Annotated in this window: 17 protein-coding genes and 2 pseudogenes; 5 read left to right on the top strand and 14 right to left on the bottom strand. The window is 57.4% G+C overall.

All coding sequences use genetic code 11. The features are described 5' to 3' along the window. Window positions 1-14 precede the first annotated feature (14 nt). From F8N80_RS08350 to F8N80_RS08320, 7 genes and pseudogenes are all read right to left on the bottom strand, one after another. Window positions 15-287 (bottom strand): MmoB/DmpM family protein, encoded by a 273-nt coding sequence (locus F8N80_RS08350; RefSeq protein ID WP_150747868.1) that lies wholly within the window; start codon window positions 285-287, stop codon window positions 15-17. Next, window positions 284-1,288, bottom strand: a complete 1,005-nt coding sequence (locus tag F8N80_RS08345) for an aromatic/alkene monooxygenase hydroxylase subunit beta (protein WP_150783663.1) — start codon at window positions 1,286-1,288, stop codon at window positions 284-286. The genes F8N80_RS08350 and F8N80_RS08345 overlap by 4 nt, the downstream gene beginning before the upstream one ends. A 39-nt stretch (window positions 1,289-1,327) precedes the next feature. Further along, the gene (locus F8N80_RS08340; protein WP_150783662.1) at window positions 1,328-1,582 is read right to left on the bottom strand and encodes a phenol hydroxylase subunit; all 255 of its coding nucleotides are present in this window, start codon (window positions 1,580-1,582) and stop codon (window positions 1,328-1,330) included. A 52-nt stretch (window positions 1,583-1,634) separates the two neighbouring features. Continuing rightward, entirely contained in the window at window positions 1,635-1,901 is a 267-nt protein-coding gene (locus F8N80_RS31135) for a hypothetical protein (protein WP_191632886.1), read from the bottom strand. 44 nt (window positions 1,902-1,945) lie between these two features. Further along, a pseudogene (locus F8N80_RS08330) lies at window positions 1,946-2,119 on the bottom strand (malonate decarboxylase subunit alpha); the annotation flags it as partial. A gap of 77 nt (window positions 2,120-2,196) precedes the next feature. Continuing rightward, window positions 2,197-3,246 (bottom strand): patatin-like phospholipase family protein, encoded by a 1,050-nt coding sequence (locus tag F8N80_RS08325; RefSeq protein WP_150747871.1) that lies wholly within the window; start codon window positions 3,244-3,246, stop codon window positions 2,197-2,199. Continuing rightward, window positions 3,243-6,707, bottom strand: a complete 3,465-nt coding sequence (locus F8N80_RS08320; protein ID WP_150747872.1) for an adenylate/guanylate cyclase domain-containing protein — start codon at window positions 6,705-6,707, stop codon at window positions 3,243-3,245. The genes F8N80_RS08325 and F8N80_RS08320 overlap by 4 nt, the downstream gene beginning before the upstream one ends. Window positions 6,708-7,571: 864 nt before the next feature. On the opposite strand from F8N80_RS08320, the gene F8N80_RS08315 reads away from it, so the two are divergent. The 3 genes and pseudogenes from F8N80_RS08315 (at window position 7,572) to F8N80_RS08305 (ending at window position 9,430) form a co-directional block, all read left to right on the top strand. Then, on the top strand, window positions 7,572-8,537 hold the full coding sequence (locus tag F8N80_RS08315) for a hypothetical protein (RefSeq protein WP_150747873.1): 966 nt from the start codon (window positions 7,572-7,574) through the stop codon (window positions 8,535-8,537). A 32-nt stretch (window positions 8,538-8,569) separates the two neighbouring features. Beyond that, window positions 8,570-8,662: pseudogene (locus tag F8N80_RS08310) on the top strand (MerR family transcriptional regulator); the annotation flags it as partial. A 207-nt stretch (window positions 8,663-8,869) separates the two neighbouring features. Then, on the top strand, window positions 8,870-9,430 hold the full coding sequence (locus tag F8N80_RS08305) for a magnesium transporter (protein WP_150747874.1): 561 nt from the start codon (window positions 8,870-8,872) through the stop codon (window positions 9,428-9,430). A 30-nt stretch (window positions 9,431-9,460) separates the two neighbouring features. Here the strand turns inward: F8N80_RS08305 and F8N80_RS08300 are convergent, their stop codons facing one another. The 5 genes from F8N80_RS08300 to F8N80_RS08280 are packed head-to-tail and all read right to left on the bottom strand — an operon-like array spanning window position 9,461 to window position 14,498. Beyond that, entirely contained in the window at window positions 9,461-9,778 is a 318-nt protein-coding gene (locus tag F8N80_RS08300) for a cytochrome C oxidase subunit IV family protein (RefSeq protein ID WP_150747875.1), read from the bottom strand. A 13-nt stretch (window positions 9,779-9,791) separates the two neighbouring features. Continuing rightward, a complete protein-coding gene (locus tag F8N80_RS08295; protein WP_150747876.1) occupies window positions 9,792-10,505 on the bottom strand; it encodes a heme-copper oxidase subunit III family protein in 714 nt (237 codons plus the stop codon). Window positions 10,506-10,511: 6 nt separating this feature from the next. Further along, a complete protein-coding gene (locus F8N80_RS08290; protein ID WP_150783661.1) occupies window positions 10,512-11,204 on the bottom strand; it encodes a cytochrome c oxidase subunit 3 in 693 nt (230 codons plus the stop codon). Then, on the bottom strand, window positions 11,201-12,976 hold the full coding sequence (gene ctaD / locus F8N80_RS08285) for a cytochrome c oxidase subunit I (RefSeq protein WP_150783693.1): 1,776 nt from the start codon (window positions 12,974-12,976) through the stop codon (window positions 11,201-11,203). The genes F8N80_RS08290 and ctaD overlap by 4 nt, the downstream gene beginning before the upstream one ends. Before the next feature lie 49 nt (window positions 12,977-13,025). Further along, complete coding sequence (locus tag F8N80_RS08280) at window positions 13,026-14,498, bottom strand: cytochrome c oxidase subunit II (protein ID WP_150783660.1); 1,473 nt, start codon at window positions 14,496-14,498, stop codon at window positions 13,026-13,028. A gap of 442 nt (window positions 14,499-14,940) precedes the next feature. On the opposite strand from F8N80_RS08280, the gene F8N80_RS08275 reads away from it, so the two are divergent. Next, window positions 14,941-15,276 carry a hypothetical protein gene (locus tag F8N80_RS08275; RefSeq protein ID WP_150747879.1) on the top strand — a complete coding sequence of 112 codons (336 nt, stop codon included), beginning with the start codon at window positions 14,941-14,943 and terminating at the stop codon, window positions 15,274-15,276. 189 nt (window positions 15,277-15,465) lie between these two features. Continuing rightward, the gene (locus F8N80_RS08270; protein ID WP_150747880.1) at window positions 15,466-16,287 is read left to right on the top strand and encodes a DeoR/GlpR family DNA-binding transcription regulator; all 822 of its coding nucleotides are present in this window, start codon (window positions 15,466-15,468) and stop codon (window positions 16,285-16,287) included. 44 nt (window positions 16,288-16,331) lie between these two features. On the opposite strand, the gene otnI is transcribed toward F8N80_RS08270, so the two are convergent. Then, window positions 16,332-17,123, bottom strand: a complete 792-nt coding sequence (gene otnI / locus F8N80_RS08265; protein ID WP_150783659.1) for a 2-oxo-tetronate isomerase — start codon at window positions 17,121-17,123, stop codon at window positions 16,332-16,334. A 21-nt stretch (window positions 17,124-17,144) separates the two neighbouring features. Next, window positions 17,145-18,605, bottom strand: a complete 1,461-nt coding sequence (locus tag F8N80_RS08260; protein ID WP_150747882.1) for a GntT/GntP/DsdX family permease — start codon at window positions 18,603-18,605, stop codon at window positions 17,145-17,147. Window positions 18,606-18,636: the final 31 nt, after the last annotated feature.

Here is an 18,636-nt window from a genome sequence, read left to right as displayed (position 1 = left end):
GGATACCTTCGCGCTTAGCGAAACCATCCCACCGTGAAGCTTTCGTCGGTTTCCTCAATGTTTCCGGAGATGCTGATGAGGTTGATATGGATCTCCTGCAGGTTCCAGGAACGGCCAAGCAGTCCTTCCACCGTGTCCTTGCAAATCGTCAGGCGGCCCGGTGCATCGATCTTCACCATCGCTGGCATGTGGGTAATGGTGGCGTGTGGATTGTCTTGCTCGATGGCCTCGATAATCGGCCGGGTTTCATCGTTGGCCTGGAAGGCGATAAAGACATTGGCGTTCATGCCGCCACCTCCATGCCAATCAGGCCAAGCTTGGTCAGGCGTTTAGTGAAGGCCTCATCGAGGTGTGCCAGTTGCTGCGGGTCACTCCCTAATTCAGTAAGCAGCGCAGCAATAGCTTCCCGCGCCGGTACTTGCCAGGTAGCGATCCAGCCCACCAGCAGTTCACGGTTTGCCGGGGACTCTGCCGCCGCTGTTTTCAATACCGAGTTCACCCATGGCTGCGTCTCGTCGTACCACTCGCTCATGAATGCCGTGAGCATGCCGAGGGCCGAAGCGCCCTTGCCCACTAACTCACGGTCGACAATCTCCTTGACCAAGGGATAGAGGTAGCCGTCGAACACCAGGTTCTGGGCGACAAACAACTCGAACCAATCCTGGACCACAAACATACGCTCGACGCTTTGGCGCAGCGGCTGCCAACAAGCGGCATCGAGCCATTCCTGTTTGCCCAGCTCCAGACACTCGGGCTGATTGCCGTCCACGAGCAGGCCGATACGGGTCAGGTACTGCGCGGTGCCCAGGCGATCCATGGTGGCGAACATGGTGGCATTGGTCAGCGTCGCACCATAGCCATAGCCGGTGATGAAGCTGTTGTTCATGTTGGCGCCCCACTCGTAGTGGCGAAGCGGAACAAGCAGCTTGCGGGCCTTTTCCAGGAGGTCGACGGGAATGCTGGCGAACAGTGCATTCTTCTCGACGAACGCGAAATTGCTTTCCATCACTTCCTGTTGCCGGGCACGGATCAATGTGTACGTCGCATAGTAGAGCTGACGCGGGTCCTTGAGTGCGTACCAGTCCTGCATGGTGACCTGGGTTCGAGAGCTGTCGAAGATCTCATGGGTCGGCTGCCACAGCGGACGGTAATGGAAGTTGATTTCTTCCTGGATGTCATAGCTCGCTTCCTGATAGCGGGAAGCCGGTTTGTCACCAAAGCGTTTTTGCACGTAGGCGTAGGTATTACGAATCGGTTTGACGGACGACGTCTTGATATCGACATGCATTTTAAGGTCTCCCTTGTTGTTCTTGTGGAGATGGGGGGGTCACTCAGTGATACCGGGCTCACCGAAGCGCCACTTCAGTCGTTCGTACTCGACTTGTGCCACTTGTTCAGCACTCAACTGCCGGGCATCGTGGCGAGCACAAAACTCCTCGAACGCCTGGACGGGCATGATCATTTCGACGGATAGCTCAGGATCGCCGACGGAAAACTCGAACTCGATGAAGCGCTGGCGTTGAGTACCCGTAATGCGGACGAAGCAGGGATTTGGTTCGGGATTGGCTTGGAAGGCGTGCATGGCTCTTTCCTCTTGTTTGATTTCAAAGAGAGCAAAAGCAATGCCAATATTATTATTTGTTATAAATCAATAACTTGAAAAATTTCGGAAATGATTTTTTTCTTTTTACTGCGGAAAATTCGAAAGCGGCCAAACAACTTTTTGGAAAAATCGCAAGCCAGCACCCTCTTTGCATACAGGTTGACTTGGGAGCACGATGGCGCGGCCCCACTTCTCCAGCGAGATCATGATGTACCGCCAGAAAAGGCAGGATCGTGAACGCACCCCCAACAGCCGCGACATCCTTCATTGCGTTCAAGGTGTCGACCTCGATAGCCACGTTCAAAGAGACCTGATGTTTACGCGCCAGTTGATCGAGTGTTGTCCGCAACCCACGAGACAACGGATGCGCAGGCTTTGCGTGCCGGCGAAAGAGAAGTCGAGCTTGCGGGCGATGCCGCGCTCGAACAGGTCCAGGTGCTCGGAGCGGCCGACACTGGGCATGATCATGTGCAGGTCATGCAGCGTGCCCGGGTCGGCCTTGGCCAGGGAGCGCGAGCCTGGTGCCCGATAATCGACCAGCTAACGCTACGGCATCGCCGACGCCAACCATCTTTCCCGTCTCATGGCGGCGTTCAAAGAAATTCCTTTCGGATGTCGATACTCGACCGTTCGCCAATGTGTCGATAATTTTCCGTGAGCCATGCCTCGGCCTCGCGTCGTCCGTTGTCGCGCAGTTTGCAAAGGAAATTCCAGTCCGCGTTGTACTTGCTGGATACGCTGAGCGCGCACATCGCCGCGTCGGACTTAATGGAGTGGATAAGCATCTCCTTCGTTTCATTGCGATCGATCTTGCCTTGCTGAATGAGGTCGGTGACAAAGGCGATCGTGCGCATCTCGCGCATCAGCGACGAGTTGAAGCTGATTTCACTGATGCGATTGAGGATATCGGCGGCTGTAATGGGCACTCCCGGGCGGACGAGTGGGTTGATGTGGACAATTACCACATCGCGCGTATGGCAGTGGTAGATCAACGGGAAAATGGCCGGGTTGCCCATGTAACCGCCATCCCAGTAGTGCTGCCCATCGATTGTTATCGCCTGGAACAAGGTCGGCACACAGGCCGAAGCAAGCACCGCTTCGGGGCAGACGTCCTCGCCCGTGAAAATGCGTATTTTCCCCGTCTCGACATTGGTCGCGCATAGATAGAGGTGGAACGGGCACTGGCTTCGCAAGGCTGCGAAATCTACCTGCTTATCCAGCACCTCTCGCAATGGACTCAAGTTGCGGCTATTGAACTGGTACGGCGAGAACATCCGAAGAGCCATGTCCGCGAACGTATACATGGGTGAATAGTCCAGACCGAAGCTGTGTGTCCCTTTCAGCCATGGCATCCAGCGCAACGGATTATGACGCTCGGCGGACTGCGCCACGGCGGACCAGAAATCGTGCAGCGCCTGGCGCGCGCCGGCCTCGCCACCTTGCAGCATACCGTAGGCCAGCACGACGGCATTCATCGCGCCGGCACTGGTTGCGCTAACTCCTTCAATGGTTAGCCTGCCGTCTTCGAGTAACCGATCGAGAACGCCCCAGGTGAATGCACCGTGCATTCCGCCACCCTGCAAAGCCAGCGCGACCGCCTTTCGCTCGTCACTGCTCCGACGCTTTCCATTCTTTGTGGTCATTCTTGGTCGTTCACCCCGCCGCTTGGTGCCCATGCATCGAGCAGCGCCTTGGCTTGTAGCAAATCAACGCTGTCGAAGCCTTCGGTGAAGAAACCATAGATGCCGGCCAGCATCTGCCTGGCCGCCTCCTTGTCCCGTGTTTCCCATAGCTGAGCAAGGCTCACTGTGGCTCGTAGCTCGAATGACTTTGCCCCTTGCTGTCGAGCGACCGCGATCGCCTTTTGAAAGCATGCTTGCGCTTGCTGCTGCACGGAAGAATCCTGTTTGTCTTCACCCGGACATTGGAGGGTAAGCATTCCCTTGAGCCGGTGCAGTTCTGCTTCGTAAAAGTGCTCGCCTGTTCTGTCCACCATAGCCAGAGCGTCGGTCACGGCATCCAGTCCTGCCTGCGGTTGCCCGGCGCGCCCGTGAGCTGCGGCCAGCAGGGCCAGAAAATAAGAGCATCCAAGCTCTGCTCCGGCTGCCTGGTAAGTGGCGATACCCTTGGTTATCTGAGCGATACCCTCGTCCAGGTTTCCCTGCTCGGCGCGAGCCCAACCCTGGAGAATAGTCCCCCACGCCAAATAAAACGGAAACCCTTGTTCGAGTGAAAGCTTGATGGCGGCATCAGCACACTCTTCGGCAAGTTGTACATCGTGCCGAAACTGTCCCAGTATCGACGTAGCCGACAGGGTGAAGGCCAGGCTGAACGGGTCGAAAATCTTATTGGCCAGAGCAAGGGCATCCCGGCTGCGCGTGCTTGCCTGATCGGGGAAACCCAAGAACCAAAGGCTCCAGGCAGAATGTGTCAGGGCGTAGCCCGGGTCTATGCCGTACGAAATGGCATGTGTGCGATGACGGTTCGGGTTGTAGAGGACACGCACCCGCTCCTGGTGTTCAAGGGCATTGCGCAGATCCCCCTGTAAAAGCAATGTCGCCCCGAGTGCCGCATGGGCTCCCACGAGCAAGTCCGGATCCTGCACAGTTTGCGCAACACTAAGCAATCGTTCACCCAGTTCGCATGCAGTTGAGTATTGCGCACGCAACTGGTAGTACATCCGCAGCCCCATCAGCGCAGGGAAAAGCGAGTCGTCGCCTACTTGCTCGCATAGCGCCAGTGCACGGGTGTAGGTGGCCGCCACCTCGGGCACACCATAGCCTCGCACGGCCATCAAGGCCGGCCCCAGGCAGAGCAGCAACGTCAGTTCCTGATGAGCACGCGCGGGCGTGTCGGGCAAATGCTCGAGCAATTCCAGCGCCGCGCCGAGGTGACGCATTGCATCGAGATGGGCGCAATGCTGGAGGGCTTGTTGCCCGGTACGGTACAGGTATTCCACGGCCTTCGGGACATTGCCGCTCAGCCTGTAGTGGTGCGCCAGTTCGCTGCAATAATCCGCGATACGGCTGGGAAACAGTGCCTCGATGGCCTGCGCCGTGCGTTCATGCAGTGCGCTACGCCGCTCCGTGAGTAGCGAGTGGCCCGCGACCTCCTGGGTCAGCGCATGCTTGAACGAATACTCCACCTCCGGAAATGCGGGTCGCTGGTAAATGAACTCCGCGGCCTCCAGGCGGGCCAGCAGATCGCGCAAATCGTCGTCCATCCGAGCGCCCCGTCCATCATAGATGCGCTGGATCAGACTGAACACAAACTCCTTGCCGATGACGGCGAGCGTCTGCAGCAATTCCTTCTGCGCAACGGGGAGTCGGTCGATACGGGCGGCGAGCACACCCTGCACGGTGGTGGGGATATGCAGCGCAGCCGGAGTTTGCTCGATCCGGTAACGGCCGGGTTCGCCGAGCAGCGATTTCTCCTCGACCAGCGTTTGCACCACTTCCTCCATGAAGAACGGGTTGCCCTCCGTTTTCTCCAGGATGAGCTGTTTGAGGGGGACGAGGGTTGAATCATCCCCAAGCAGGGCCGCGAGCAGTCCCTGGGCTTCGGCCGGGCCCAGCGGTTCGAGCCGCAGCTGGCTGCAATGACCCGCGCGCGTCCACGCAGGCTGATACTCGGGCCGATAGTTCACGAGGAGCAGGATCGGCGCGCTCGCCACGCGGTCAATGAGGCACACGAGGAATGCTTCGGTCTCGCGGTCCAGCCATTGCAGGTCCTCGAACAGCAGTTCGATCGGCTGATCGCGACTCTCGCGCGCCAGAAGTTGCGTAATCGCGTCGAAGATACGATCGCGCCGGATCTGCGGATCCATTTCAGCGAGCGCCGAACTGCGTTCGCCGACACCCAGCAGATAGAGCAGGTAGGGCACGAGATCCTCGAAGCTACGCTCGAGCGTCAGGGTCTTGCCCATGACCTTTTCCCGGCACCGCCGCTCGTCGTCCAGGGCCGTGATCTGAAAATAGTTTTTCAGCAGCTCGATGAGCGGAAAATAGGCAAAGGCCTTGCCGTGCGACACCGAGAACGTCTCCAGCACCAGACAGCCGCGCCGCGAGCGTTCCTTGAACTCATGGAACAGCCGCGATTTCCCGACCCCGGCCTCGCCTGCCACCGCGACAACCTGCCCGTGGCCCGCCTTGGCCTGATCGAGCGCCTGATGCAGGTGGTCGAGCTCGACCTGGCGGCCGACGAACCTGGCCAGCCCGCGATGTGCCGCCAGTTGCAGGCGCGTGCGCAGAGCGCCGATACCCTGCACCTCATACACGACGAGCGGCTCGGGGATGCCTTTGACCTGGGTGGCTCCCAGAGTCCTGAACTCGAAATAGCCCTCCGCCAGCTTGTGGGTGGACTCGCTCACCAGGATCGACGATGGCGCGGCGATTCCCTCCATCCGGGACGCAATATGGATCGTGTGCCCGACCGGATCGTAATCGGTGTGCAAATTGTCCGTGCGGATCGAACGCACGACGACCTCTCCGGTGTGGATGCCGACGCGGATTTGCAGCGGAATGCCTTTCTCGAGACGAATACGGTCGCCATGTCGGTGTATCGCCTCCTGCATACGCAGTGCCGCATACAGCGCCCGCTGCGGATGGTCTTCATGGGCGATGGGTGCGCCGAATAGCGCGAGGATGCCATCGCCCAGCGTCTTGGCCACGTAGCCTTCGTAGTAGTGGACGGCTTCCATCATCAACGCGATGACGGGCTCGATCAGGCGCTGGGCCTCTTCCGGATCGAGGTCGTGGATCAGCGCCATGGAGCCGGCCATGTCGGCAAACAGCGCCGTGATGGTCTTGCGTTCGCCGGCGCTCTCCCCCCGGGCTTCCATGGCCGCCTGTTCGGCGCGGATGCGCTCGGCAAGGTAGTGGGGCGTGTAATGAATGGGCGCTGGAGAAGGCCCTGAAACAGGCCGGGGGCGCGGTGATGGCGCAGCAGGCGCATCGGTCAGCGGCGCGCCGCACTCACTGCAGTATTTGGCGCAAAGGTCCGCCTCGTGACCACAGCGCGGACAGCTGCGAGACAGCCTGGCACCACACGCTTCACAGCAGCTGGCCCCGGAGGGGTTTTCGAATTCGCAGTTTACGCAGCGCATACGACCTCCTCCCTTAACTGGCGCCTGCTTCTTAACACTAGGCCCCGATCCCACTGGCTGCAAGATGCGAGCGGATGAGGCACTCTCCCCTGGATTTGCGGCGCTCGCATTCGCTCTTTTCGCCGGCCCGATCCATGCCGCAACCGAAGCGATGGTATCCCCAGAGTCAGCGCCGCGTGAGCGACTGACCCTCTCGACCGAAAGTGCAATGAAACCGTGGACCGGTGATCTCGACGGGATGATCGATCGACAGGTCACCCGAGTCCTGACGGTTTACAGCAAGACTTTTTATTTTGTCGACAGAGGTGTCCAGCGCGGTACGACTTACGAATTCTTTCGGGTATTCGAGGAGGACCTGAACAAGAAACAAGTACTACATTGCCTACCAATTGATCACGCAAGCCAATGCGGCGAAAGACGAGGCTACGCAGAAGCTCAACGACCAGAGCAAAGAGGCGCCTTGACTTATTAGTGTGCACCAAAGAAATCTGCTTTGAAAAGGCCCGCTACCGACCTCTAACCATAGGCATCACGCGGCCTGGCAGACATCCGATACGCATTAAGAAAACTTTGCAAGGTGGCTGCCGAAGCGGAGTGGGCAGCCTCTTGCTTTTTTGTTTTTGTCGACTTGACTCATTGGAGAACACTTGAACCGCACGCTGTCGACGCCGCTCCCCGCTACCTGGTGGTGACGGACGCTTTCTTTATCAGGCGATCCTCGCCAAGTCACTGGGTGCCAAGCTGGCTTCTCCCGAGTACGCCACCGCGCGTCAGAACATTACGGGCAACTCCACCTTCAAACTGATCGGTGTCTATGTGGGCTGGCGGGGTAAGTCACTTCCCGGCGTGCTCGATTATGCAACCATGTGGTGGCGCAAAACGGCCGCCGAACGGGTGGGTGATGGTGACATTAGTGAATTTATCGAGCGCCTGCACCGCATCTACTTAAGAACCAACGCCCTGGGCGTGCGTTCGAACATCCCTGAGCCAGAAACCCGCAAGCCCTACATGGGGCTGGTGAGTATCGGGCATAGTTTCGGTGGACAGGTCCTGATGAAATCGATCGCACGCCCCCTGGAGTATTACCTCACCGAACGCGCACCGAGATTGGCCACTACCCTGCAAGATCCTTCGCAGACGACTCCGGCCGAGATGGCTGACCAGATCGTGCCGATCGACAGCTTTGGCGATGTCAATATTTTGATCAACCCTGCGCTCGAAGCCTACCAGTACGCCAAGATCGACAGCCTTTACCGCCAGATCCGGTTTTCTTATAAACAGGCGCCGCAACTCGTGGTTTTTTCCGCAGAGAACGACTCGGCGAGACAGTTCTTCTTTCCCATTGCACGTGGGCTGACGCGTCCGTTCCGCCCCTCCTTCAGCAACGACTATCAAGGCAACCTCTACGGTGAAGCATTGGGCGAGTTCGAACCCCAGCGCACGCATACGATAGAGTTGACGCCTGGCACCCCGGATTCGTTAGTGGCTGCGGACTACAACAATAGAGAAGTCATTTCCCATTTCGACTTCACCGGTAACCTGTCATTTGCCGGGATAAGCCTGCAGCGGCTACCGAAAACCAAGGTACCCAATAGCCCCGTTGCCGTGGTCTACACCAAGGCTGAGATCATCGATGGACACAATGGGATATTCAAACCCCAGTTCATCGAATTCCTCACCAAGTACATTGATTTCATTGAAGGTAAAAACCTTGCCTTGAGGAAAGAACGTTGGGAGCAACGACGTGACAAGGCACGCTCTCAACTGGAGGGGGCAGCAATAAAGCAGAACGCCACCTTGCCCGATGGCACGCTTGCACCTTCTCCTTGAGGTTCGGGCCAGTTGGGCCCAGCAAAACAAGTGACATTGGCTTGCTGCCGCCGCCCAGGCGCGAAGGCAAATATCGGGTTTACAGCCAGCAAAGCGTTGAACTGCTGACGTTCATCAAATGCGCGCTTTCAGCATAGGGTGGCCCCTGACGGGAGAGTCAACGGAGCCAAGATCTTGACGCTCACTTCTGCGCATGCTGGCGGGTGCTATACTTCTTTCGGATTGCATCAAGTGTGCAACGTTCCCCACGGGTACAGATACCGACGGCAAATCTCGGTTAAAGGCTGCAGGACAGAGGAGGTCTACAGCAAACGCGAGATGGGAGGTGTGGCATGAACCGACACTATTACATCAGTGACAATCTCGACGATCTTGAAACCGTTGAAAATGAATTGGAAGCCAGCGGCATCAATTCCGAACAAATTCACGTGCTCAGTGAAGAAGTTGCTGATGTTGAACAACATCACCTTCACGAGGTTAACTCGTTAATGAAGCAAGATGCTGTTCACTCCGGGGAGATTGGTGCGGTGATCGGTGTGGCACTCGCGGCGCTGGTCCTGGGTGGCGCCTATTGGATGGGCTGGAGCGAATCCGCCGCTGGCTGGGTGCCTTTTATCTTCCTTGCCGTTGTTATATTCGGCTTCTGCATCTGGGAAGGCGGTTTTTTGGGGTTCCAGGTGCCGAACGCTCATTTCCGCAGTTTTAAACAGGTGGTAGACGAGGGTAAATATATCTTCTTCGTGGATGTCGATCCGAATCAGGAATCGGTATTGGACCAGGTAATCGGACATCATCCAACGCTGAAGATCGCTGGCACGGGAGCGGCAGCCCCCCACTGGACAGTAGCCTGGCAGCACAAATGGCATCAGTTCAAGCGAGTGATATCGGGTTAGCCCTGGAGACTCAAGGTCACCGAAAGTCGATTATTGACCGAAGGAAATGACGCGGCTGAGGAAAACATAGTCCGCCTCGGTGGCCATCAGTCCGACGAGTACCAGCAAACACAAAGGTGGTACCAATATGGCGTAGACCATGGCCAACCGTTCCCAGGCCATGTGCATGAAGATGGAGACAATTAAACCTGCTTTCAACAACATGAAAGTGATAATCAGGGACCACCGAAGGTAACCATGGAAGTGGAAATAGTCGACAAGGTACGACAGCGTGCTGAGGACGAATAACAGCCCCCAGATCTTTAGGTACAAACTGATTGGATGTTGCTGACCCTGAGCCTGTGCCATCACCAGTGCTCCTCTACCATAAATAGAAGAAAGCAAAAATAAACACCCACACCAAGTCCACGAAGTGCCAGTAAAGCCCGGCTATCTCGACGTTCTGATAGTTTCCGGAGCGCTCATAATCACCCCGGAATACTTTCAGCGCCACAATGCTCAGGTAGATAGCACCGATTGACACATGCAGTCCGTGGAACCCGGTAATCATGAAAAAGCTGGCACCAAACTGCGCCGCCCCCATGGGGTTCCCCCAGGGACGCACCCCTTCTGCGATGAGCTTGCTCCATTCAAATGCCTGCATGCCGACGAAGGTCACCCCCAAGGCCGCGGTCGCCAGCATCAGGACAGTGGTTTTCACGCGATCACGGCGATAGGCGAAATTGACGGCCATGGCCATGGTGCCGCTGCTACTGATCAGCACAAAGGTCATGATGGCGATCAGAATAAGCGGGATCGCCTGACCGCCGATCGTCAATGCGAACACTTCACTGGGGTTCGGCCAGGCGGTGGTGATGGTCATGCGTACCGACATGTAGCCGGTTAAAAAACAGGTGAATATAAACGTATCGCTGAGCAGGAATATCCACATCATCGCCTTGCCCCAGGGGACCTGCTTGAAGGCCTCCTTATCCGAGGACCAGTCGCTGGCGATGCCCTGCCATCCCGGTGCAGGCGGTGAGTCTGGTGGATTGGATGAACGGGTCTCGCCTGGGGCAAGTGGGTGCGATGCCATGGCTTTTCACCTCAGGCCGCAGAATCTGGCGATCGCTTCATAGGTTTGCGGCGTGCTGGCCAGCAAAGCGAATAGCACGAACCAAAGACCCAGTAAGTAATGCCAATAGATGGTACAGAGCTCTACGCTGACGCTGAGTTGCGGCAACGGCAAGCGATGCAGGAACTTAGCGGCGATTATGCCCCAGGCTATCAGCCCGCCCAGCAGGTGGAGCCCATGCAGGCCGGTCAACAGGTAGAAGAAACTGTTGGCCGGATTGCTGGCGACAAAGTAGCCCCAGGCGACAAACTGCTGCCAGACCCAGAGTTGCCCCACCAGAAAGGCCATGGCAAATGCGCCCCCCAATGCAAAACCTATGACCGTTGCGCCCAGTCGAGCCTGCCGGGCGGCCATACGCGACCCCTGCAGCGCGATGCAACTCAATACCAGGAAAGCGGAATTCAGCCATAACTGCCAGAGATTGGCTAACGGCGCCAAGGGGTCTGTCAGGGGCAGCCAGTCGGCCATTTGTGAACGGGCAATAAAGGCGATCAGGAAGAGAAAGAATAACGAACTCACCACGACCAGAAACAGGCGCAAGCCCACTCTTGCGATTTGGCTTCTATCGGCACCCTCGGCGGACTGAACATCCCCGGGATCGCGACTCCAACTGCCGCCGGGGTCAGAACCGTCGGCGTTTCTCAATAGCAACCTGCTCATGTTTTAACGTCCGCTATCTTGGTGCCGGCACTGAGTTGCCGCATGTGCTCCAGCTCCTCGGCGGAGACCGTTTGCGCAACGAAATCCTGTTCTATCCCCGGCACACTGTAGTCATAGGCCCAACGATGCACGACCGGCAACTTCTCTCCCCAGTTTCCGTGTTTCGGCGGGGTGTCCGGCGTTTGCCATTCCAGACTGGCCGCGCCCCAGGGATTACTGCCTGCGGGCTTGCCTTTAAACACACTCCAGGCCAGGTTGAACAGAAACAGCAGTTGGGAAACGCCGACGAACAATGCGATCACCGTAATGAAAGCATTCAAATCTTGCGCCGACTGCGGGATGAACGCGTAGTTTTCATAGGCGTAGTAGCGGCGTGGCATGCCCTGGAATCCCAGGTAGTGCATGGGGAAGAAGATGGCGTAGGTGCCCAGAAAGGTAATCCAGAAATGCAGCTTGCCCAGGGTATCGTTCAACATGCGCCCGGTTACTTTCGGGAACCAATGATAAATACCGCCGAACACCACCAGTACCGGTGCAACCCCCATGACCATATGAAAATGGGCGACGACGAAATAGGTGTCCGAGAGCGGGATATCCACGATCACATTGCCGAGAAACAAGCCGGTCAGACCGCCGACCAGGAAGGTGACGATAAAGGCCAGGGCAAACAGCATCGGCACGGTCAGATGGATGTCGCCGCGCCACAGGGTCAGCACCCAGTTGTAGACTTTCAGTGCGGTCGGCACCGCGATGATCAAGGTGGTGACGGCGAAGAAAAAGCCAAAGTACGGGTTCATTCCGCTGACATACATATGGTGCGCCCAGACCACAAAGCTGAGTACGCCAATTGCAATAATGGCCCACACCATCATTCGGTAGCCGAAGATATTTTTACGCGCATGGGTGCTGATCAGGTCGGAGACCAGACCAAACGCAGGGAGTGCAACGATGTAGACCTCCGGGTGGCCGAAGAACCAGAACAGGTGCTGGAATAATATCGGGCTGCCACCCTGGTGATCGAGCTGCTGCCCCAGCGAGATCATCGCCGGCATAAAGAAGCTGGTGCCCAGCAGCTTGTCAAACAGCATCATGACCGCACTGACGAACAACGCAGGGAACGCCAGCAAGGCCATGATCGAGGCCATGAAGATTCCCCATACGGAGAGCGGCATGCGAAACAATGTCATGCCGTGCGTGCGCGCCTGCAATACCGTGGTGACGTAGTTCAACCCGCCCATGGTGGCCGCGACAATAAAAATCGCCAGTGAGACGAGCATCAGGACGATGCCCCACTCGACCCCCGGTGTCCCCTGAGAAATGGACTGTGGCGGGTAGAGCGTCCAGCCCGAACCGGTGGGGCCGCCCGGGACAAAGAAACTGGAGAGCAACACCAGTACCGCCAGCAGGTAGAACCAGTAACTCAGCATGTTGACATAGGGGAAGACCATGTCGCGGGCGCCCACCATCAGTGGGATCAGATAGTTGCCGAAGCCACCCAGAAACAAGGCCGTCAGTAAGTAAATGACCATGATCATGCCGTGCATGGTCATCGCCTGATAGTAAGCACTGGCGTCCATGAACGCCAAACTGCCGGGGAAGCCGATCTGCATGCGCATCAAGCCGGACAACACTACGGCGATAACGCCCACGAATAAAGCCGTCAAGGAATATTGAATGGCGATGACCTTGTGGTCCTGACTCCAGATATATTTGGTCAGGAAACTCTTGGGTTCGTGCAGTGCTTCTGTTTCGGCGTGCTCCGCATAGGCCATCACGTCATCCTCCTGTCGAAGTTTCGGTGCATTCCTGGCTGCTTTACGGCTACTTCCCTGGCTCCGCCTTGTTCGCATCGGCGTCGGCATTCGCTTTGGATTTGATAAAAGCGATCAGTGCGTTCAACTCCTTATCGCTCGGAGCAAAGGCCGGCATGATGGCTGCATAGCCCTTGACGATTTTGGCACCGGGATTAAGAACCGAATCCTTTATATAGCCCTCATCGGCCTTTATCGTCGTACCGTCGGCAAGGGTTACTGTCTTGTCATACAGCCCCTGCCAGGTGGGGCCGACGCCCTGACTGCCATCGACACTGTGGCAGGCCAGACAGCCGAGCGACTGAGCCAACCGCTGTCCCTGCGCCGCCAAGTCGTCACCTGGGCCCGACGCTTCGCTGGCAGAAGGTTCATTGTCTTGCTGCGCGGCACCCAGTGATTTGATCAGGGCGACGAGTGCGCCCAATTCATCGTCATTGAGAGTATAGGCCACCATGACTGGCGGGTAGCCTTGTACCAATCGGGCCTTCGGATCGAGGATCGACTCTTTCAGGTAGGCCTCATCGACCTGCACACCGGTGCCATCGGCAAGCTGTTCGGTGCGGCCGTACAGCCCCTTCCATCCCGGGCCGAGACTGGCACTGCCGTCCTGGCTATGGCAGGCACTGCAGCCGAGCTGTTCGACCAACTGGCGACCTTTTTCCAGCACGCTGTCCCGACTGGGGCTGGCCGCTGTCGTTAATGTTTGCGCAAAAGTCGGTTGGCTGCTCAGCCATCGATCGAAGGCGTCCCGTTCTTCCACGATCATCTGACCGCGCATGTTGTAATGACCCAGGCCGCAATATTCAGCGCAAAGGATTTCATATTTTCCGGTTTTAGTCGGCGTAAACCAAAAGTACGACACCATCCCCGGCACCATGTCCATCTTGCTTCGAATTTGCGGCACATAAAAATTGTGCAGCACATCTTTAGAGCGCAGTAAAACTTTTACTGGCTGATCGAGCGGAAGGCGAATTTCATTGTTTCTTATAAGCACATCGTCTTGCCCGACAGGATCCTTGGGGTCAAGGCCGAAGGGATTGGCGGAATCAACAAACTTGATATCCGACTTGCCCAGCTTCCCGTCCTGGCCGGGAAAACGAAAGGCCCACTGCCATTGCTGGGCGACCACTTCAAGCTCATAAGCATTTTTCGGCACCCGGATGAAGTCACTGTAAACAACCAGGCCTGGCGCCAACATCGCGGCAATGCCTATCGAGGTCACGATAATCAACCATGTTTCCAACTTTTTACTTTCTGGCTGGTAGTGCGCCCTGGAACCCTCCTTGTGACGATAACGCATCACAGCTACCGCCATGAAAACCGTGATGGCGATGAAGAATATTCCGCTGATGATCAGGGTGATGAACAGGGTGGTGTCTATGGATCCCCAGTTGGACGCTGCCGGTGTCGCATGCCAAGGCGCTAATATATGGAACAGCACTGATGCAATAACGATTAGTACAAGAATAATTGCCATTGCCATTTTGCTTTCATCCTATTCCTGTTACTCATCGGCATGCATAAGCATCGCCACAGAACAACATCGTCAAATCAATACTAATCTGACGCCAAAACAGGCTAGACAGATACCACCTGTGTTCGTGGCAAAGTCCGCAGGAAGTATAGTTCATGGCCGGAACAAGCGCTTTTCCTGAAAAGCCTTGCCCCTTGGATATTCCAACTTCAGCATCAACTTGATCACTTGAAACCTATTCGCTATATATAACTGTAACTATTAAGCAACACACCTCGCCTGGACGACACGTCGAGCAAGCGAGGTCCTGTTGCCAGCTATAATCAAAGTCGGATTACGGAAGGCAAAGATCGGTTAACAGCGCCCGCAAAGATCTTCGCCTATGCATAGCGGTCAGACCAGTGACGGCCAATAGCGATAGCGTCCAGCCGTCCACAACGGAGATTTCGCCATGAGTGCCTTGACGATCGAAGGCTGGTGCAAAGTCAACGGAGAACAAAAGTCGACCCCGATGGGTGAAATCCATTTTTACGTCGATGGCCCCCTCCATCTGGGTCTGGAGCAAGCTGAAGAACGCCTGCAGAAGACCCATGAGCGTGAAGCCATGGTCGATGTCGACATGAACACACTGGAATTGATCTTGCCAGAGGGATACGGACCTTTGTCCGACTGCCAGATGCGCGTCTATATCCACAACGAGCGCGGTCAGTACCATTTGGTCGGGCATCGAGCGAGCGATGGAAGCTTGATCTATAGCAACGCGGTTTTGATTGATCAGCAGCTTTAGAAACTACTGCAGAAGCTACTGCGTGATGCTCCGTATCGGTTTTGCCCTGTGGGGGTAGCCGTGCTAAAAAATCACCTTTTAAACAGAAGAACGGGCTCGGTGCCTCGTCGCGCTACTGATCCAGCCGCAGATTCGCTACTATGTTTACCCGCCTTTCTTGTCTGCGGATTTCTTCATTCTGGAGCCCGAATGCCTAGTCAAAAGGACATCGCCGTCGAAAGCGGCGCACCGATGATCCCTGAACAGCGCCGTGAATTGATGCTGCGACAGTTGCGCAAGCATCAGGTGCTGAGCGTTCATCAATTGATGGATATGTTCGACTGTTCGCACATGACCATACGCCGCGACATCGCGTTGCTGGAACAGGAAGGTCGTGCTTATTCGGTAACGGGTGGGGTGCGGATCGCCAGCCAGCTGCACAGTGAGCCCAGCCATCAGCTCAAGGCGGTGGTCGAGTTACCGCAGAAACAGGCCATGGCCAGGCTCGCCGCCCGGCTATTGCATGCCGACATGACGATTTACCTGGATGCGGGAACCAGCACGCTGGAAATCGTCCCCTTTATCAAGGCGCTGTCCGGCATGACCGTGGTGACTAACGACTTCGGCATTGTCCAGGCACTGATCGAAGCCCCCCATGTCACGGTGATTCATACCGGCGGGCAGCTGGATCACTCCAATCAATCGTGTGTAGGCGGCCTGGCGGTTGCCACCCTGCGTCAGGTGGTCACCGATATCGCGTTCATATCGACCAGTTCCTGGGATTTGCGTCGTGGCCTCACCACGCCTTCGGCGCTGAAGGTGGAGGTCAAGCAAGCCGCGATGCAATCGGCGTCGCAAGTGGTGCTGGTGGCCAGCAGTTCGAAATACGGCACATTCAGTATGTACAGGATCGCCGGGCTCGAGCAGTTCGACATCATCCTCAGCGACGACGCATTGACCCACGCTGCGGCCGATGGCATCCGCAAGCAGGGTGTCGAACTGTTGCTGCCGGCTGACAATACACCGGCCTGAGACGACGGGCTCCTGCATCCAGCGGAGCCCGTCACCGCCCTCCTCTATTGCATCTGGCGCGCCTTCCAGTCGCGCCACCACTGTAAGCCGGCAGACGTGTTGCCTCGTGGCCGGTATTCGCACCCTACCCAGCCGTCATAACCCAACTGGTCGATCAGCTCGAACAGATAGGGATAATTGACTTCCCCCAGGTCCGGTTCATGCCGATCCGGCACGCCGGCAATCTGGATGTGACCGATACCATCGAAGTCCCGACGCAGTTTGGTGGCCAGGTCGCCCTCGACGATTTGGCAGTGGTAGCAGTCGAACTGAACCTTCAGGTTACTGGCACCCACTTCCTTGCAGATGGCCTGGGCCTGGTCCTGGCGGTTGAGGAAAAAGCCCGGCATGTCCCGCGTATTGATCGGTTCGAGTAATACCGTTATCCCGGCCTTGTCCGCCTGAGCGGTGGCGTAGGCCAGGTTTTCCAGGTACACGCCGTGATGCCGTGGGCGATCGCTCTCCGACGGCAACAGCCCGGCCATCACATGGATGCGCGAATTGCCCAGCACGCTGGCGTAATCCAGGGCGCGATCAAACCCGCTACGAAATTCACTCTCCCGGCCCGGCAACGACACCGTGCCCCGCTCCCCCGCCGCCCAATCACCGGGTGGCGCGTTGAACAGTGCCTGCACCAGGCCATTGTCGCTCAAGCGTTGCCTGAGTTCTTCAGCGCTGTAATCGTAGGGAAACAGATACTCCACCGCTTCGAAACCATCGGCAGCCGCGGCGGCGAAGCGATCCAGAAACTCATGTTCCGGGTAGAGCATGCTGAGGTTTGCAGCAAAACGAGGCATGGTAGCTCCTGAGAAAAAGGGTTAGACAAAGGGCCAGATCAGCAGGGTAATACAGAAACCCAAGGTGCCGAGCAAGGTGGTCAATACCGTCCAGGTGCGCAGACCGTCGGCCACATTCAGCCCGGCCAGCTTGGTGAAGATCCAGTAGCCGGCGTCATTGATATGGGACATGGCCAAGCCGCCACCACCCATGGCCAGGCACAGCAGGGCCATGTGGTTGGGGGTGAGATCGAGGGTCGCAATCAGCGGGCTGATGATGCCGGCAGTGGTCACCAGCGCCACGGTGGTCGAGCCCTGCACCGCGCGCAACAGCATGGTCAGCAGAAAACCCAGCGCCAGCACCGGCAGACCGGTAGTGCGCAGCATATCGGAGACCACGGCACCGATCCCGGTATCCACCAGCACCTTGCCGAACACACCGCCGGCACCGGCAATCAGAATCACCATGGCCACACCGGGCAAGGCCGAACCGATCACGTCAGACACCTGGGTGCGGCTCCAGCCCCGACGCGAACCCAGCAGCCAGGCACACAGCAAGGTGTCGATCAACAGCGCCACCAGCGGCGCGCCGAGCACGGTCATGATGCCGCGCAGGATCGATTCGGCAGGCAACAACGAGGTGGACAGCGTCCCCAGCAGAATCAGAATGATCGGTAGTGCGATCAGGCTGACGATCAGGCCAAACCCTGGTGCTGGCGCCGGCGGCAACTTGGAAACGATGCTGCTGGTAGCCTCTTCCAGGCCCATGTGCGACACGGCCACAGCCGCTCGTTCAGGGCTCTTGTCGTTGCCATTGGACCACGCGGCCAGATCCTCGTTGGTCACATGCGGACCATAGACCTCGGCACGGATATCGTCGGTCATCGGGTACGCCCGACGGGTCATGCGCCCGGCCACGCGGTAGCCGACATAGCAAAGGAATGCGGTGATTGGCAGACCGAACATCAGCACGCGGCCCAGGTCCGCACCCAATTGACTGGCAGCGGCCACTGCGCCCGGGTGTGGCGGCAGGAAGGCATGGACGGTCAACAACGCGGCGCACATCGGCAGCGCAAACACCAACAATGGCTTACGCGCACTGCGTGCCACACCATAGGCCAGCGGCATCAGGATGATCACGCCGACCTCGAAGAACACCGGCACCCCGACCATGAAGCCGGCAATCGTCAACGCCAGGGGCGTACGCCGGTTGCCGAAACGAGTGATCAGCGTCTTGGCCAGCGCCTCGGCACCGCCGGAAAGCTCGATGATCCGCCCGATCATCGCGCCCAGGGCAATGATGATCGCGATATGGCCCAAGGTCTTGCCCATGCCGCCTTCGATGGTAGCGACCAGATCGGCCGGTTTCACCCCGGCCACCAGCGCCACCAGAATGCTCACCAGCATCAAGGCCACGAAGGGTTGAAACTTGTACTTGAGCACCAGGAACAACAACAGCGCGATGCCCACCCCTGCGGTAATCAACAGGACTAACGGGCTCATTTCACAAACCCTCCACGCCGGGTAAATGAAA

The organism is Pseudomonas fluorescens, from assembly GCF_902497995.1.
Lineage (GTDB): Bacteria > Pseudomonadota > Gammaproteobacteria > Pseudomonadales > Pseudomonadaceae > Aquipseudomonas > Aquipseudomonas fluorescens_BK.
Note: the sequence above shows the minus strand (reverse complement) of the source record. Positions and strands in the feature narration are given on the sequence as shown.

What these genes read in the sequence shown, in the direction of transcription:
- F8N80_RS08350 (WP_150747868.1), bottom strand. Translation starts at nt 287, where the DNA reads ATGAACGCCAATGTCTTTATCGCCTTCCAGGCCAACGATGAAACCCGG.
- F8N80_RS08345 (WP_150783663.1), bottom strand. Translation starts at nt 1,288, where the DNA reads ATGCATGTCGATATCAAGACGTCGTCCGTCAAACCGATTCGTAATACC.
- F8N80_RS08340 (WP_150783662.1), bottom strand. Translation starts at nt 1,582, where the DNA reads ATGCACGCCTTCCAAGCCAATCCCGAACCAAATCCCTGCTTCGTCCGC.
- F8N80_RS08325 (WP_150747871.1), bottom strand. Translation starts at nt 3,246, where the DNA reads ATGACCACAAAGAATGGAAAGCGTCGGAGCAGTGACGAGCGAAAGGCG.
- F8N80_RS08320 (WP_150747872.1), bottom strand. Translation starts at nt 6,707, where the DNA reads ATGCGCTGCGTAAACTGCGAATTCGAAAACCCCTCCGGGGCCAGCTGC.
- F8N80_RS08315 (WP_150747873.1), top strand. Translation starts at nt 7,572, where the DNA reads ATGTGGTGGCGCAAAACGGCCGCCGAACGGGTGGGTGATGGTGACATT.
- F8N80_RS08305 (WP_150747874.1), top strand. Translation starts at nt 8,870, where the DNA reads ATGAACCGACACTATTACATCAGTGACAATCTCGACGATCTTGAAACC.
- F8N80_RS08300 (WP_150747875.1), bottom strand. Translation starts at nt 9,778, where the DNA reads ATGGCACAGGCTCAGGGTCAGCAACATCCAATCAGTTTGTACCTAAAG.
- F8N80_RS08295 (WP_150747876.1), bottom strand. Translation starts at nt 10,505, where the DNA reads ATGGCATCGCACCCACTTGCCCCAGGCGAGACCCGTTCATCCAATCCA.
- F8N80_RS08290 (WP_150783661.1), bottom strand. Translation starts at nt 11,204, where the DNA reads ATGAGCAGGTTGCTATTGAGAAACGCCGACGGTTCTGACCCCGGCGGC.
- ctaD (WP_150783693.1), bottom strand. Translation starts at nt 12,976, where the DNA reads ATGGCCTATGCGGAGCACGCCGAAACAGAAGCACTGCACGAACCCAAG.
- F8N80_RS08280 (WP_150783660.1), bottom strand. Translation starts at nt 14,498, where the DNA reads ATGGCAATGGCAATTATTCTTGTACTAATCGTTATTGCATCAGTGCTG.
- F8N80_RS08275 (WP_150747879.1), top strand. Translation starts at nt 14,941, where the DNA reads ATGAGTGCCTTGACGATCGAAGGCTGGTGCAAAGTCAACGGAGAACAA.
- F8N80_RS08270 (WP_150747880.1), top strand. Translation starts at nt 15,466, where the DNA reads ATGCCTAGTCAAAAGGACATCGCCGTCGAAAGCGGCGCACCGATGATC.
- otnI (WP_150783659.1), bottom strand. Translation starts at nt 17,123, where the DNA reads ATGCCTCGTTTTGCTGCAAACCTCAGCATGCTCTACCCGGAACATGAG.
- F8N80_RS08260 (WP_150747882.1), bottom strand. Translation starts at nt 18,605, where the DNA reads ATGAGCCCGTTAGTCCTGTTGATTACCGCAGGGGTGGGCATCGCGCTG.